The sequence below is a fragment of the Sediminimonas sp. genome (assembly GCF_024637375.1).
GTDB lineage: Bacteria > Pseudomonadota > Alphaproteobacteria > Rhodobacterales > Rhodobacteraceae > Sediminimonas.
In genome coordinates this window covers 20,851-35,535 of the sequence record NZ_JAGXFK010000046.1, presented here as the reverse complement: position 1 = coordinate 35,535, position 14,685 = coordinate 20,851, and the positions used below count along the sequence as shown (strand labels likewise).

The 14,685-nt window shown below is 66.1% G+C and carries 12 protein-coding genes; 5 read left to right on the top strand and 7 right to left on the bottom strand.

The window, feature by feature from the left end:
• Nucleotides 1–100: 100 nt before the first annotated feature.
• Nucleotides 101–2,605: an FAD-dependent oxidoreductase gene (locus Q0L89_RS07240; RefSeq protein ID WP_296763486.1), complete on the bottom strand. Its 2,505-nt coding sequence runs from the start codon at nt 2,603–2,605 to the stop codon at nt 101–103.
• 267 nt (nt 2,606–2,872) lie between these two features.
• Between Q0L89_RS07240 and Q0L89_RS07235 the strand changes: the two genes are divergently transcribed.
• Nucleotides 2,873–3,070 (top strand): heavy-metal-associated domain-containing protein, encoded by a 198-nt coding sequence (locus Q0L89_RS07235; protein ID WP_296763485.1) that lies wholly within the window; start codon nt 2,873–2,875, stop codon nt 3,068–3,070.
• A 10-nt stretch (nt 3,071–3,080) separates the two neighbouring features.
• On the opposite strand, the gene Q0L89_RS07230 is transcribed toward Q0L89_RS07235, so the two are convergent.
• The 4 genes from Q0L89_RS07230 to def (Q0L89_RS07215) all read right to left on the bottom strand — a co-directional run bounded on the left by Q0L89_RS07230 (nt 3,081) and on the right by def (Q0L89_RS07215) (nt 5,410).
• Nucleotides 3,081–3,317, bottom strand: a complete 237-nt coding sequence (locus Q0L89_RS07230; RefSeq protein WP_296763484.1) for a GlsB/YeaQ/YmgE family stress response membrane protein — start codon at nt 3,315–3,317, stop codon at nt 3,081–3,083.
• Nucleotides 3,318–3,353: 36 nt separating this feature from the next.
• Nucleotides 3,354–4,274: a methionyl-tRNA formyltransferase gene (gene fmt / locus Q0L89_RS07225; protein WP_296763483.1), complete on the bottom strand. Its 921-nt coding sequence runs from the start codon at nt 4,272–4,274 to the stop codon at nt 3,354–3,356.
• A 58-nt stretch (nt 4,275–4,332) separates the two neighbouring features.
• The gene (def, locus tag Q0L89_RS07220) at nt 4,333–4,827 is read right to left on the bottom strand and encodes a peptide deformylase (RefSeq protein ID WP_296763482.1); all 495 of its coding nucleotides are present in this window, start codon (nt 4,825–4,827) and stop codon (nt 4,333–4,335) included.
• 61 nt (nt 4,828–4,888) lie between these two features.
• Nucleotides 4,889–5,410 (bottom strand): peptide deformylase, encoded by a 522-nt coding sequence (def, locus tag Q0L89_RS07215; RefSeq protein WP_296763481.1) that lies wholly within the window; start codon nt 5,408–5,410, stop codon nt 4,889–4,891.
• Nucleotides 5,411–5,544: 134 nt separating this feature from the next.
• Between def (Q0L89_RS07215) and Q0L89_RS07210 the strand changes: the two genes are divergently transcribed.
• A complete protein-coding gene (locus Q0L89_RS07210; RefSeq protein WP_296763480.1) occupies nt 5,545–6,717 on the top strand; it encodes a MalY/PatB family protein in 1,173 nt (390 codons plus the stop codon).
• 200 nt (nt 6,718–6,917) lie between these two features.
• A complete protein-coding gene (locus Q0L89_RS07205) occupies nt 6,918–8,123 on the top strand; it encodes an aminopeptidase P family protein (protein WP_296763479.1) in 1,206 nt (401 codons plus the stop codon).
• 12 nt (nt 8,124–8,135) lie between these two features.
• On the opposite strand, the gene Q0L89_RS07200 is transcribed toward Q0L89_RS07205, so the two are convergent.
• Entirely contained in the window at nt 8,136–8,483 is a 348-nt protein-coding gene (locus Q0L89_RS07200) for a hypothetical protein (protein ID WP_296763521.1), read from the bottom strand.
• 285 nt (nt 8,484–8,768) lie between these two features.
• Here Q0L89_RS07200 and Q0L89_RS07195 point away from each other — a divergent pair, with 285 nt between their 5' ends.
• Nucleotides 8,769–9,755, top strand: coding sequence for a glutathione S-transferase family protein (locus Q0L89_RS07195; RefSeq protein WP_296763478.1), 987 nt, complete (start codon nt 8,769–8,771; stop codon nt 9,753–9,755).
• A 9-nt stretch (nt 9,756–9,764) separates the two neighbouring features.
• On the opposite strand, the gene Q0L89_RS07190 is transcribed toward Q0L89_RS07195, so the two are convergent.
• Entirely contained in the window at nt 9,765–10,625 is an 861-nt protein-coding gene (locus Q0L89_RS07190) for a crotonase/enoyl-CoA hydratase family protein (RefSeq protein ID WP_296763477.1), read from the bottom strand.
• 140 nt (nt 10,626–10,765) lie between these two features.
• Here Q0L89_RS07190 and Q0L89_RS07185 point away from each other — a divergent pair, with 140 nt between their 5' ends.
• Complete coding sequence (locus tag Q0L89_RS07185; RefSeq protein ID WP_296763476.1) at nt 10,766–14,668, top strand: histidine kinase N-terminal 7TM domain-containing protein; 3,903 nt, start codon at nt 10,766–10,768, stop codon at nt 14,666–14,668.
• Nucleotides 14,669–14,685: the final 17 nt, after the last annotated feature.

Here is a 14,685-nt window from a genome sequence, read left to right as displayed (position 1 = left end):
GAACGATCAACGCGGAAAACCGTCTACACCCGCCATTCCAGGCGCGGAATCGCGGCGCGACACGTCAGACGCGCCCCGGGATCGACCACCGGCTCCGCAATCAGCCGTCCTTGCGGATGGCCTCGTTCTTGGGGTCGTAGGGGCTGTCGACGGTCACCTCTGCATCCCAGAGCTTGTTGAACATCCGCACCTGCAACCGCGTGCCCGGTTCGGCCATCTCGGGTTTCACGTATCCCATGCCGATGGACTTGCCGAACGCGACCGAATAGCCGCCCGAAGTCAGCCGCCCGACGCGGGTGCCTTCGGGGGTGTACAGTGCCTCGCGCCCCCACGGATCGGCATCATCGGGGCCGTCGATCAGCAGCGTGCAGCATTTCACACGCACGCCCATGGCCTCCATCGCGGTCTTGCCCTGGAACTCCTTGCTCGTGTCGATGAAGCGCGGCAGATCCGCCTCCAGCGGGGTGGCATCGCGGCCCAGCTCGTTGCCGAAGGCGCGATAGCTTTTCTCCTGGCGCAGCCAGTTTTGCGCGCGGATGCCCACCAGCTTCATCGCGTGCTTTTCGCCCGCCGCCTCAAGCAGATCAAAGAGGTAGTTCTGCATCTCGATGGGGTGGTGCAGTTCCCAGCCCAGCTCACCGGTATAGGCCACGCGGATCGCGTTGACCGGGCACATGCCCAGCTCGATCTGGCGCGCCGACAGCCACGGGAATCGCTTGTTTCCCAGAACGGTGTCGGGGTCGGCATCCTTGACGACCTCGCGCAGAACGTCACGCGCCTTCGGCCCGGCGATGGCGAATACGCCGTATTGCGTGGTCACGTTTTCCACCGCAACATAGCCGAATTCGGCCGCCTTGTCGGCGGCCGCCTTACGCAGCCAGTCACCATCGTAATCGGTCAGCGCGCCCGAGGAGACAAGGTAGTATTCGTCCTCGGCCAGCCGCACGATGGTATATTCGGTGCGCGTGGTGCCCTTCGGGGTCAGCGCGTAGGTCAGGTTGATGCGCCCCACCTTGGGCAGGCGGTTGCAGGTGAACCAGTCAAGAAACGCGGTCGCCCCCGGCCCCTTGACCGTGTGCTTGGTAAAGGCCGAGGCGTCGATCAGGCCCACGCCCTCGCGGATCGCGCGCGCCTCGTCCACCGCGTATTGCCACCAGCCGCCGCGGCGGAAACTGCGCGCGTCGTGGTCGAAATTCTCGTGCGCATCCAGCGGGCCATAGTAATTGGGCCGCTCGAACCCGTTGACCACGCCGAACTGCGCACCGCGCGCCTTCAGCCGGTCATAGCACGGTGCCGTGCGCAGCGGCCGGCAGGCGGGGCGTTCCTCGTCGGGGTGGTGCAGGATATAGACGTGCTCATACGCCTCCTCGTTCTTGCGGGCGGCGTATTCGGTCGTTATCCAGGTGCCGAAACGTTTGGGGTCGAGCGACGCCATGTCGATCTCGGCCTCGCCGTTCACCATCATCTGCGCCAGGTAGTACCCGGTGCCGCCAGCGGCGGTGATGCCAAAGCTGAATCCCTCGGCCAGCCACATGTTGCGCAGCCCCGGCGCCGGGCCGACCAGCGGGTTGCCGTCGGGGGTATAGCAGATCGGGCCGTTGAAATCGTCCTTGAGCCCCACCTCCTCGGTCGAGGGGATGCGGTGGATCATCGACATGTATTCTTCCTCGATCCGCTCCAGGTCCAGCGGGAACAGATCGGCGCGGAAGCTGTCGGGCACCCCGTATTCGAACCGCGCCGGCGCGCCGCGCTCGTAGGGGCCAAGGATCCAGCCGCCGCGTTCCTCGCGCACGTACCACTTGGCGTCGGCGTCGCGCAGCACAGGGTGTTCGGGGTTGCCCTGCTTGCGGTAGTCGACCAGCGCCGGGTCGGGCTCGGTGACGATGAACTGGTGCTCGACCGGGATCGCCGGCATCCTGATGCCCAGCAGGTGCGCGGTGCGCTGCGCGTGGTTGCCGGTGGCGGTGACGACATGTTCGGCGGTGATGACGGTCTGCTCGTCCGACGGCACGAGGTTGCCGCCCTTCTCGACCATCCTGGTCAGCGTCACGCGCCACTCCGACCCGGTCCATTCATAGGCGTCGGCCTGCCACTTGCGCTCGATCGCCACGCCGCGCTGACGCGCGCCCCTGGCCATCGCCATGGTCACGTCGGCAGGGTTTATGTAGCCGTCTTCGGGGTGATAGATCGCGCCTTTCAGATCATCCGTGCGCATCAACGGCCAGCGATCCTTGATCTGTGCGGGGCTCAGCCATTCATAGGCGATGCCCACGGTTTCGGCGGTCGCGGCATAGAGCATGTATTCGTCCATGCGCGCGTCGGTCTGGGCCATGCGCAGGTTGCCAACCACCGAGAACCCGGCGTTTAGCCCGGTCTCCGCCTCAAGCGTCTTGTAGAACTTGACGCTGTAGTCGTGGATATGGCTGACCGCGTAGCCCATGTTGAACAGTGGCAGCAGGCCCGCGGCGTGCCAGGTCGATCCGCTGGTCAGCTCGTCGCGTTCCAGCAGCATCACGTCGTCCCAGCCTGCGCGCGCGAGGTGGTAGGCGACCGAGGTGCCGATGGCGCCGCCACCGACAACCAGAGCTTTGACATGGGTTTTCATTGCGCAACCGACTCCCTTGGCATGTGTTGCCATTATCTCTAACGATCACGCTGAAAATCTCAGGGCTGGGCCGACACAACATCATGCGAAAGCGACTCCGCAGCCGGGAAAACCCTTGCGGCGGCGCAGCGCCGTGCCGAGCAACGTGGCACGGCCACGCGACGCGGTACCGCGCGCGCCCGGCAGGCGGCACAAGCGGGGCTTGACCTTCCAGCGCAGGAAGCCCGCTGTTAAGGGAGACACGAAGCTGGATGGAGGAGCCCAGAGATGACCCGATTCGCCGTTCCCGAGATGAGCTGCGGCCACTGCACCGCCGCGATCGAGGCCGCGCTCAAGGCCGCCGACCCCGAGGCGCGCGTGGACTGCGACCTTGGCACCCGCCATGTCAGCATCGAAAGCCGTCTCGACCCGGACGCGCTCAAGGCCGCGATCGCCGGCGCGGGCTACGACGCCACCGCCGCCTGACGCGCCCGGCTCAGCGCCCCTTGTAGCGCTGCCAGAACCACACCAGCAGAAGCGCCCCCAGAAGGGCGCCAACAAACCCGGCCGCCAGCCCCATCACCGTCACCAGTGCGCGCAGCACGACCCCGCCGATCAACGCCCCGGCGATGCCGATGGCCATTGTCGTCCAGATACCGGCCTCGACGCGCATCAGCCGCGTGGCCAGGAACCCCGCCGCCGCGCCCACGATGATCAGCCCGATGATGTTCATGGCCTCTTCTCCCGATGGACCTGTTCGCGGCGCAGCCTAGTCGCCCAGCCGTGCCCCGGCCGCCAGCGGCATGCCGCGCAGGAACGTATCGGCATCCTGCGCCGCGCGACCGGCGCGTTGCAAGCGGGTTATCCGCACCGCCCCCGTCCCGCACGCCACGTCGAGCCCGTCCGGCCCGGTCGCGACAACCTCGCCGGGCGCGCCCTGCCCCGCGGCCGGCGCCGCACCCAGCAGCTTGACCCGCTGGCCCTCGATCCAGGTCCAGGCGCCGGGAGAGGGCGACAGCCCCCTGATCTGCCGGTCGACCACCGCGGCCGGGCGCGTCCAGTCCACCGCCGCCTCGGCCTTGTCTATCTTGTCGGCGTAGCTCACGCCGTCATCGGGCTGCGGCACCGGCGTCAGCGTATCGAGCTTCGCCAGCGCCTCGACGATCAGCGCCGCGCCCATCTCCGACAAGCGGTCGTGCAGATCGCCGGCGGTTTCCCCGGCGCCGATGGGGGTGGCCCGCGACGCCAGCACCGGCCCGGTGTCCAGCCCCGGCTCCATCTGCATGATGCACACGCCCGTCTGGGCGTCACCGGCCATGATCGCGCGCTGGATCGGCGCCGCGCCGCGCCAGCGCGGCAACAGCGAAGCGTGAATGTTCAGACAGCCGCGCGCCGGCGCATTCAGGACCGGCCTGGGCAGGATAAGCCCGTAGGCGACCACGACCGCCAGTTCGGCGTCGAGGGCCGCAAAGGCCGCCTGTTCTTCGGCCGATTTCAGGCTGGCAGGGTGGCGCACCTCCAGCCCCAGCGCCTCGGCCCGGGCCTGCACCGGCGAGGGGCGGTCGCGCTTGCCACGTCCGGCAGGCCGCGGCGGCTGGGTATAGACAGCCGCAATCTCGTGCCCCGAAGCGACCAGCGCCTCCAGCACCGGAACCGAGAAATCGGGTGTCCCCATGAAGATCACACGCATGTCAGCCCCTTCATCTTTCCACAAATACTCAACTCCACCCCCGCCTGGGGTGCGGCCCTCAGCCGATCTTGCGCGCCCGTCGCAACAACATGTCGCGCTTCACCTTGCTCAGCCGGTCGAAATACATGCGCCCATCCAGGTGGTCGATCTGGTGTTGCACGCTTGTCGCCCAGAGCCCGACGAAATCACGCACCTCAACCGCGCCGTCCGCGTTCAGAAACCGCACCGTGACGGCGCGCGGCCGCGCGATCTTCGCCGAGACACCGGGCAGGTTGGGGCTGGCCTCGTCATGGGTACGCATCTGCGCGCTGGCGTGGACGATCTCGGGGTTGGCCATGCATACCGCCTGTCCGCGCGCCTCGCTGGCATCGACGACCGCCAGCCGAAGCATCACGCCGATCTGCGGCGCCGCCAGTCCGACGCCGGGCATCGCTTCCATGGTATCAGTCATGTCGTTCCAGGTGGCGCGCACATCATCCGCGATCGCCGCGACCGTCTCGGCAGGGCGGCGCAGGCGCCCATCGGGCCACGGGATGCAGCGCCGCACGGTCATGCGCCCGTGCCCGGAGGCCGCCCAGAAGCGGTTCGACCCGACACAGACACTGCCCGCGGCGTCATGCCCGGGCCTTCTCGCGCTTGAGCTTTACCATCTTGCGGGTGATCATCTGCCGCCTCATCGGCTTGAGGTAGTCGATGAACAGCTTGCCGTTCAGGTGGTCTATCTCATGCTGCACGCAGGTGGCCCACAGGCCGCCGAAATCCTGCTGGCGCTCGTTCCCGTCGCGGTCGATCCAGCGCACGCTGACATCCGCCGGGCGGGTGACTTCGGCGTATTGTTCGGGGATCGACAGGCAGCCCTCCTCGTAACTCGTCAACTCGTCCGAGGCGGCCACTACCTCGGGGTTGAACATCGCCATGGGCTGCGGCGTCGCGCCTTCCTCCTTGACGCAGTCGAGCACGATCAACCGGCTGAGCACCCCCACCTGCGGCGCCGCCAACCCGATGCCGGGGGCGTCGTACATGGTTTCCAGCATGTCGTCGGCAAGCGCGCGCAACCCGTCCGAGATATCGGGCACGGGGTCGCACACCTTCTTGAGGCGCGGATCGGGGTGGATCAGGATCGGGCGTTTCGTCATGTCATGCATTTAGGACATGGCCCCTTGCGGTGCAATAACCCACTGCGACGCGCCCACCATCCCGACCACGGCCCGCGTTTCACCATTGAACCGGCTGCCGCCATGGCTAAGCTGCGCCGAAAAGGAGACAGTGCATGAGCTTTGACGAGATAATCGACCGCACCGGCACCCATTCGATGAAATGGGACATGATGGAGCAAATCTATGGCCTGTCGCCCGGGGACGGTCTGTCGATGTGGGTCGCCGACATGGATTTCCGCGCCCCCGAGTGCATCCAGCGCGCGATTGGGCAGATGCACGAGCACGGCATCTACGGTTATTTCGGCGATGACCGCGCCTACAAACAGGCGATCACCTGGTGGATGGAAAACCGCCACGGCTGGAAGGTCGATCCCGACTCGATCTTCACCACCCACGGGCTGGTCAACGGCACCGCGATGTGCGTCGACACGTTCACGGAGCCGGGCGACGGCGTGGTTCTGTTCACCCCCGTCTACCACGCCTTCGCCAAGGTGATCAAAGCCAACGGCCGCCGCGTGGTCGAATGCCCGCTGGTCGACAACGACGGCCGCTACGAGATGGACCTCAAAGCCTGCGACGCGGTGCTGGACGGCAGCGAACGCATGGTGATCCTGTGCTCGCCCCACAACCCCGGCGGCCGCGTCTGGACGCGCGAGGAATTGCAGGGGGTAGCCGATTTCGCCCGCCGCCACGACCTGATCCTGGTCTCGGACGAGATTCACCATGACCTGGTGATGCCCGGCCAGCGCCACATCCCCATGAGCTTGGTGGACGACAGCGTGCGCGACCGGCTGGTGATGATGACCGCGACGACCAAGACCTTCAACATCGCCGGCAGCCACTCGGGCAACGTCATCATTCCCGACCCCGACCTGCGCGCGCGTTTCGCCGCGCGCATGGCCGGGCTGGGCCTGTCGCCCAATTCCTTCGGCCTGCACATGGCCACCGCCGCCTATTCGCCCGAGGGCGCGGCCTGGGTAGACGACCTGATGACCTATCTCGACGGCAACCGGCGCCTGTTCGACGATGCCGTGGGCGCCATACCGGGGCTGCGGTCGATGCCGCTGGAGGCCACCTACCTGGCCTGGGTGGATTTCTCGGGCACCGGCATGACGCGCGCCGAGTATACCGACCGGGTCGAAAGAACCGCCCGCATCGCCACCAACCACGGCCCGACATTCGGCGCCGGCGGCGAGGATTTCCTGCGCTTCAACCTGGCCACGCCGCGCGCGCTGGTCGAACAGGCAGTCGAGCGGCTGCAATCGGCCTTCGCCGACCTGCAGTGATGCCTGCGGCGCCCTTGCCGGGGCGCCGCAGGCCCTGTATGAACGTAACCGGGCCCGCGGCGATGGCGTCGCCGCAGGGGCCGCGCGCATCCCGCCGCGCCGCCTCGCCCGCGGACAGCGATCCGCCACGTCCTGAACGCCGGGACCTTTCCGGGGGTCTGGCGTGAACAGGCATCAGGCCCCTTCTCGGAGGTCTGACCATGACACGACGCCCCCAATTCTACCGCTTTCACCAGGGCGACCGCCACCTGCCCTTCGCCACCGCCGAATACGAGGTGCGCCTGGCCGAACTGCGCCGAACCATGGCCGCGCAAGGCATCGAAGCGGCGGTGTTCACCTCGATGCAGAACATCGCGTACTATTCGGGGTTCCTCTACTGCGCGTTCGGGCGGCCCTACGGGCTTGTCGTCACTGATGACGCCTGCGTGACCATCAGCGCCGGCATCGACGGGGCGCAGCCATGGCGGCACAGCCACGGCGACGCGATAACCTATACCGACTGGCACCGCGACAACTACTGGCGTGCGATCCTGTCGGTCACCGGCACAGGGCGCGCAATCGGGATCGAGGGCGATCACCTGACGCTCACGCAATCCGCCGCGCTCGACACGTTCCTGGCGCCTGTCGCGCGCGTCGATCTCGCCCCGGCAACGATGCGCCAGCGCATGCACAAATCCCCCGCCGAACTGGACCTGATCCGCGCCGGCGCCGCCGTCGCGGATATCGGCGGCCACGCGATCCGCGACGCGATCCGCACCGGCGCACGCGAAATAGACATTGCCATCGCCGGGCGCGACGCGATGGAGCTTGAAATCGCCCGCCGCTTTCCGCTGGCCGAGTACCGCGACACATGGGTCTGGTTCCAATCGGGTATCAACACCGACGGCGCCCACAACCCCGTCACCGCCCGCAAGTTGCAGCGGGGCGATATCCTGTCACTGAACACCTTCCCGATGATCTCGGGCTACTACACCGCGTTGGAACGCACCCTGTTCCTGCAAGAGGCGGACCCCGATTCGCTGCGCATATGGAACGCCAATGTCGCGGCGCACGAACTGGGGCTCAGCCTGCTGAAGCCCGGCATGCGCTGTGCTGAAATCACCGAACGGATCAACGCCTTCTTCGCCGAGCGCGACCTGCTGCAATACCGCAGCTTCGGTTACGGGCATTCCTTCGGCATCCTGTCGCACTATTACGGGCGCGAGGCGGGGCTGGAGTTGCGCGAGGACGTGGAAACCGTACTGGCGCCGGGCATGGTGATCTCGATGGAACCGATGCTGACCATCCCCGAGGGCCAGCCCGGTGCCGGCGGCTACCGCGAACACGACATCGCCATCATCACTGCGGACGGCCACGAGAACATCACCGGTTTCCCATATGGCCCCGCGGCCAACATCGTGGGCTGACAGGTGCGGGCGTCAGGGCCCGATCAGGGCCGTGGGCGCGTCGTCGTCGCGGGCGAAATCGACCGGAGCGCTGTCATGGGCGGCGGTGATGCGTTTGAACTCGTAATGCATCTCGCCGCCTTCCTGGGCGCTGGCCACGATCAGGCATTGCGACAGGTGCCTGCCGCCATCGTAAAGGTCCACCAGCCCGCGCAGGTGCGGGGCCTCATCGGCCTCGAGCGCGAAGCCGCCGTCCCACAGGCGCAGCACCGGCCAGGTTTCGCCGTCTACCCTGAGCCTCAGCCGGCTGCTGCGCCGGGCGGCGCGCTTGCGCGCCTGTTCGAGCCCCTCGCGCACTTCACGGGACAGGAAAGTAGTCATCGGGCGGCCCTCCGTCGCGGTCGTCATCCTCAAGAATGGCGTTTTGGCCTGCCCGGTCAAGTGAAGCTTTCGCAACGCCGCGACCGGAACGCCCCACGGTTGCCGTTGCGCATCGGTTGCCCCGTCGCGCTTGCCACGCGGTTCCCACGGGATGTTTCGGGCGAGCGGAACAGGCAGCCAATGTGCCGGGCGTGTGCGTGGGCGCAGGTGGCATGCGCGGCCATCAGCCTGTCGCCGCCCGGTACTTTCGCATAGTCTGTAGGTACACTGGAAGGAGTAGCAGCGATGGGTCAATTGATCGACGGTGTCTGGCACGACGCATGGTACGACACCGGCAAGACCGGTGGGCGGTTCGTGCGCTCGACCTCGGCGTTTCGCAACTGGGTGACACCCGATGGCGCTGCCGGCCCCTCGGGCGACGGGGGATTCGCCGCACAAAGCGGTCGGTATCACCTGTATGTCAGCTATGCCTGCCCCTGGGCGCATCGCGCGCTGATCTTCCGCAGCCTCAAGGGCTTGGAAGGTCACATCGGCGTGTCGGTGGTGCATCCCGACATGTTGTCGGATGGCTGGACCTTTGCCACCGATTTCGCGGGCGCAACGGGTGACGACCTGTTCGGGCATGATTTCCTGCGCGAGGTATACCTGCGCGCCGATCCGGGCATCTCGGGGCGGGTGACGGTGCCTGTGCTATGGGACAGGCAGCGCGACACGATCGTGTCCAATGAAAGTGCCGAAATCATCCGCATGTTCAATTCGGCGTTCGACCACCTGACCGGAAACGCAGACGATTACTGGCCCGAAGACCTGCGCGACGGCATCGAGGAGGTCAACGCGCGCGTCTACGACACGGTCAACAACGGCGTCTACAAGGCCGGTTTTTCCACCACGCAGGCGGCCTATGACGAAGCGGTGCACGCGCTGTTCGACAGCCTCGACTGGCTGGAGCAGCGGCTGGCCGACAACCGCTACCTGATGGGCGCGCGCATCACCGAGGCCGATTGGCGCCTGTTCACCACGCTGATCCGGTTCGACCCGGTCTACCACCTGCATTTCAAGTGCAACCGGCGGCGCATCGTGGATTATCCCAACCTTTGGGGGTACACGCGCGAGCTATACCAGTGGCCGGGCGTGGCGAAGACGGTGCATTTCGATCACATCGTGCGCCACTACCATTACAGCCACGACACGATCAATCCGTACCGCATCATCCCGATCAACCCGGTTCTGGACCATGACGCGCCACATGGGCGTGAGAAAATCGGCGGCTGAGCCGCGGCTTCAGCCCCGGTTGCTGCCGGGCAGCGGGCCGTTGGCCGTCCAGTCCCAGGTGCCGGTATCGCGTTCGGCGACCGCCTGTTTCCAGCCCACGGCCTCGGCGCGTTCCTTGAAATGGATGCCTTCCGGCGAGTGACGGGTGATGCCGTCGAAAACCGTGGCCAGGCGTTGCGTCGTCTGCATGGTTTGTTCGACCGCCTGGTTGATGACCATCTTCTGCATCGCAAGCTGATTGATCGGCACGCTGGCCATGCGCTGCGCCATTTCCTCGACCGCGTCGTCCAGTTCGTCATCCGGCACCGCCTTGAGGACAAGCCCCATCTCGGCCGCCTCGCGCCCGGTGACCTTGTCGCCGGTGAACAGCATCCGCTTGGCGCGCTCGGCGCCCAGCCGGTAGACCCACATCGCCGTGGTCGGGCAGCCCCAAACCCGCGCCGGCATGTAGCCGATGCGCGCCTCTTCCCCCATGATCGTCAAATCGGCACACAGCGCGATGTCGGAACCGCCGGCCACGGCAAACCCGTGGACCTTGCAGACCACCGGTTTCATCGCCCGCCACAGCGACATGAACGCCTGCGTGTTGCGCCACATGAAGCGGTAATCCTTGATCGGGTCCCAGGGCATCGGTTGCGTTACGTCGCCGGTTCCGTTGCCCTCTGCGTAATAGGCCAGGTCGTAGCCCGCGCAGAAGGCATCCCCTGCCCCGGCAAGCACCATCACATGCACCCCGTCATCGGCATCGGCGCGCTCGACCGCCTGCTGAAGCAGCACCGGCACGTCGTCGTCGATCGCGTTGAGCACCTCCGGTCGGTTGAGCGTGATCCGTGCGATTCGCCCGTCTTTTTCGTACAGAACCTTGGTCATGATCTTCCTTCCCGCGATGTCGTGTCATATCGACAAGAGCATATCCCGCGCATGCGGCACACCCCAATCGGAGCGATTGCCTTTCGCCGCAACAGCGGTATAGTCGAACCATTGGGGGGAACGAAAACGAAAGCCCCGATTTGTCACAATTCGCAGTCGCCCCCACCTTGCATTTTCCCGTCATCTTCGCACTGGCCATATGGCTCGCAGTATTGGTTTCCGCGCTTTGGGTCAGGCGCCAGGCTGGATTTCCCGGTCGGCTCTATTTCCTGGTCGCGATGGCGGGGCTGCTGGTGTGGCTCGGCGCCGCGGCGCTGGAAATGGGCAGCCCGACCCTTCAGGGAAAGGTGTTGTGGGCCAAGGCCGCCTGGCCCGGAATCGCACTGACAGCCACGGCTTGGGCGCTGTTCCTGGTGGATTATTCCTTCGCCAAGGACACCACTGCCAGCCCGTGGCGCCGGGCATTGCTGGTTGCCGGTCCGGTGGGGATAAGCACGCTGGCCTTCACCAACCCCTTGCACGGCCTGTTTTACGGCCCCGATACGCACCTGGCGCCCATCGGGAACTGGGTCAGCGCCGTATACGACCACGGGCCGCTGTTCTATCTCGCGGCGGGTTACCTCTACCTGTTCATGGCTGCCGCCCTTGGCGTGGTGATCTATTGCCTGTTTCGCGCCCATCCCAGCTATCGCGGCGCCTTCGCCAGCCTGGCCATCGCAACCGCCATCCCGATCGCGGTCGACCTTGGTTACGTGCTGTTCGGCTTCACGTTGTTCGGGTTCGACCCCACCCCGTTCACCTTTGCCATCTGGCTGGCAGTGATGGCCCGGGTGGTTCTGGCGGGCCAGATATTCAACCTGGGCGGCATCGCCCGCGAGATGCTGTTTTTCGAAACCGGCAACCCGATGATCGTTTTCGACGACCGAGGGCGTATCACCAGTGCCAACCCGGCGGCGAGGCGGGTGCTGGCCGACGGGCACGGCGTGGTCGGCAAAGATATCCGAACCCTGCCGCAGGTCGGCCTGCTGGCCCACGAGGTGCTGGAAACCGATGCCGCGCCGGAAATGACGGAAATGACGGTCGAAGGGCGCAGTTTCGACATCGACATCGCGCCCATCCTCCGCCCATTGGGTCGCGACGCCGATATCATGGGCTGGGCGATCCATCTTACCGATGTTACCGCGCACAAACAGGCCGAGGCCGAGCACGCCCGCGCGGCGCGGCTGGGCCGGATGATCGAGGAAAGCCTGAACGAAATCTATGTGTTCGACGCGCGCACGCTGCGCTTTACCGAGGTCAACCGCGGCGCACGGTCCAATCTGGGCTACAGTTCGGACGAACTCAGCGGCATGACGCCGCTCGACATCAAGCCCGACATGACGCCCGCGGAATTCGACGACCTGGTCGCGCCGCTGCGTGCGGGCCGCAACGAGGTCGTCACCTTCCAGACCCGGCACCGCCGTCGCGACGGCAGCCACTACCCCGCCGATATCCGCATCCAGCGGATGGACGATGCGGGCCGCTCGGCCCTGGTGGCGATGGCGTGGGACATCACCCAGCAGGAAGCGGCGCGCAGCGAGGCACAGCGCGCCCGCGAACAGCTTGCCACCGCGATCGATGCGCTGCCCGACGGATTCGTGCTGTACGACGCCGACGATCGGCTGGTGATGTGCAACGAACGCTACCGCGAGTTGTTTCCGCGTACCCGCCCCGCCATGATTCCCGGCGCCCGCTTCGAGGACATACTCAAGCATGGGCTGAAAGAGGGCCAATATGCCAATGCCGTCGGCCGCGAAGAGGAATGGCTGGAAGAGCATCTCGAGGCGCACCGCAACCCCGGCCAACCGTTCGAATTGTCGCTTGCGGGCGGGCGCACCTTGCGGGTGCTGGAACAGCTCACCCCCGATGGCGGGCACGTTGGCCTGCGCATCGACATCACCGAGATCGTGCGCACCCGCCAGCAGCTATCCGACATCATATCCGGGGCACGCGTTGTCACCTTCCAGGTGGACGTGGAACGCGATACCATCTTCGTCAACGCCTTGCTGGCCGATATCCTGGGCCACCAGCCCGGCACGCTCGATTCCATGTCGCGCGCACAGTTTCTGGCCATGCTGCACCCCGACGACCAGAAATCGCTGCGCGAGGAAACCCTGCGGGTGCTGTCGGGCCAGGACACCGTCGAACAGGAACTGCGCGTTCGCCATGTCAGCGGCCGCTACGTGTGGATGCTCACCCGTGCCCGGGTTACGCAGCGCGATCCCGGCGGCAAGACCGCGATGCTGTCGGGGATCGCCATCGACATTTCCGAGCAAAAACGCCACCAGCACATCATGCAGGCGATCGCGGGCACGTCCGAGAGGTTGCTGGGCAACGGCGACTGGGTGCAGGAGCGCAACCGCATGCTGGTCGAGATCGGGCGCGCGGCGTCCGTGCACCGCAGCTACTACTTCCGCCTCGACAACCCTGCCGCGCCCGACGATGCCGAAGCCGACTGGATCGTCAGCCAGGAATTCGAGTGGTGCGACGACACCGCCACGCCGCAGATCGACAACCCCGATTTGCAGGAATTGAACCTTTTGACCGTCGGGCTGAACCGCTGGCAGGAACAGTTCAGCAAGGGCGAGCCGGTCATCATCGCATCCCCCGAACAGATGACTGCAGCAGAACGCGCCATCATGGATCCGCTGCAGGTGCGGGCGCTTTGCAATTATCCGGTCATCGCCGAGGGTCGGCTGGTCGGCTTCATCGGCTTCGACATCTGTGACGACGACGCGCACGGCGGCTTCGACGGCTGGCCACCGTCGGTGACCGGGGCGCTGGCCACCGCGGCGCATGTCACGGCGGCGGCGCTGGAGATGGACATGGCCCACACCCGCCTGGTGGAGGCGCGCGAGCGCGCCGAGGTCGCCAATGCCACCAAGTCCGAGTTCCTGGCCACCATGAGCCACGAGATACGCACCCCGATGAACGGCGTTCTCGGCATGGCGGAACTGCTGGAATCGCAAGTCACCGACCCCGAGCAACAGCGCATGGTGCATGTGATCCGGCAGTCGGGGGGGACGCTGCTCAACATCCTCAACGATATCCTCGACATTTCCAAGATCGAGGCGGGCAAGCTGCAACTGGAAAACGCGCCTTTCAGCATTGCCACCGCCGCGCGACGGCTGGAAGCCGTCCACCTGCTGAAGGTCGAGGAAAAGAATATCGGGCTGGAGGTCATGATCGGCTCGGGCGCGGAACTGCCGCGCAAGGGCGACGCGCACCGCGTCCAGCAGATTCTGCACAACCTTCTGGGCAACGCCATCAAGTTCACCGAAGAGGGGCATGTCCGCATGACCATCTCGGGGCGCGAGGGCCAACCCCTGACCGTCGTGATCAAGGATACCGGCATTGGCATGAGCGCCGCGCAGGTGGACCGCGTCTTCGACGATTTCACCCAGGCCGACAGCTCTACCACCCGCCGCTATGGCGGCACCGGGTTGGGCATGTCGATCGTGCGCAACCTTGTCGGCCTGATGAACGGTACGATCAAGATCGACAGCAACCCCGGCGAAGGAACCACCGTCACCGTGACCCTGCCGCTGGACATGGCCGAGACGCCGCCGCCCGAAATAACCGCGGCCGATACTGACGACAGCGGCTTCGCGGAGCTGCGCGTGCTGGCGGCGGATGACAATGCCTCCAACCGAATGCTGATGCAATCCATGCTCGAAAGACTCGGCGCGTCGGTCGAGATCGTCAACGACGGGCAGGCCGCCGTCGCGGCGGCCGCGGCGAAGGATTACGATATCGTTCTGATGGACATCGCGATGCCCGGTATGGACGGCGTCAGCGCCCTGCACGAGATCCGCGCGCAAGAGGCCGCGCGCGAGAGCGGTGACAGCCGCCCGCCGGTGCCGGTGGTGGCCGTGACGGCCAATGCGATGGCGCACCAGATCGTGGACTACATCAGCGCGGGTTTTGATTCGCACCTGTCAAAGCCCTTCGGCCTCGACGATCTGCGCCGCCTGCTTGCAGTGCTGTCCGGCGGCGAGGCGTAATCGCAAGCAGGTGGCGG

What these genes read in the sequence shown, in the direction of transcription:
- Q0L89_RS07240 (WP_296763486.1), bottom strand. Translation starts at nt 2,605, where the DNA reads ATGAAAACCCATGTCAAAGCTCTGGTTGTCGGTGGCGGCGCCATCGGC.
- Q0L89_RS07235 (WP_296763485.1), top strand. Translation starts at nt 2,873, where the DNA reads ATGACCCGATTCGCCGTTCCCGAGATGAGCTGCGGCCACTGCACCGCC.
- Q0L89_RS07230 (WP_296763484.1), bottom strand. Translation starts at nt 3,317, where the DNA reads ATGAACATCATCGGGCTGATCATCGTGGGCGCGGCGGCGGGGTTCCTG.
- fmt (WP_296763483.1), bottom strand. Translation starts at nt 4,274, where the DNA reads ATGCGTGTGATCTTCATGGGGACACCCGATTTCTCGGTTCCGGTGCTG.
- def (WP_296763482.1), bottom strand. Translation starts at nt 4,827, where the DNA reads ATGACCGTGCGGCGCTGCATCCCGTGGCCCGATGGGCGCCTGCGCCGC.
- def (WP_296763481.1), bottom strand. Translation starts at nt 5,410, where the DNA reads ATGACGAAACGCCCGATCCTGATCCACCCCGATCCGCGCCTCAAGAAG.
- Q0L89_RS07210 (WP_296763480.1), top strand. Translation starts at nt 5,545, where the DNA reads ATGAGCTTTGACGAGATAATCGACCGCACCGGCACCCATTCGATGAAA.
- Q0L89_RS07205 (WP_296763479.1), top strand. Translation starts at nt 6,918, where the DNA reads ATGACACGACGCCCCCAATTCTACCGCTTTCACCAGGGCGACCGCCAC.
- Q0L89_RS07200 (WP_296763521.1), bottom strand. Translation starts at nt 8,483, where the DNA reads ATGACTACTTTCCTGTCCCGTGAAGTGCGCGAGGGGCTCGAACAGGCG.
- Q0L89_RS07195 (WP_296763478.1), top strand. Translation starts at nt 8,769, where the DNA reads ATGGGTCAATTGATCGACGGTGTCTGGCACGACGCATGGTACGACACC.
- Q0L89_RS07190 (WP_296763477.1), bottom strand. Translation starts at nt 10,625, where the DNA reads ATGACCAAGGTTCTGTACGAAAAAGACGGGCGAATCGCACGGATCACG.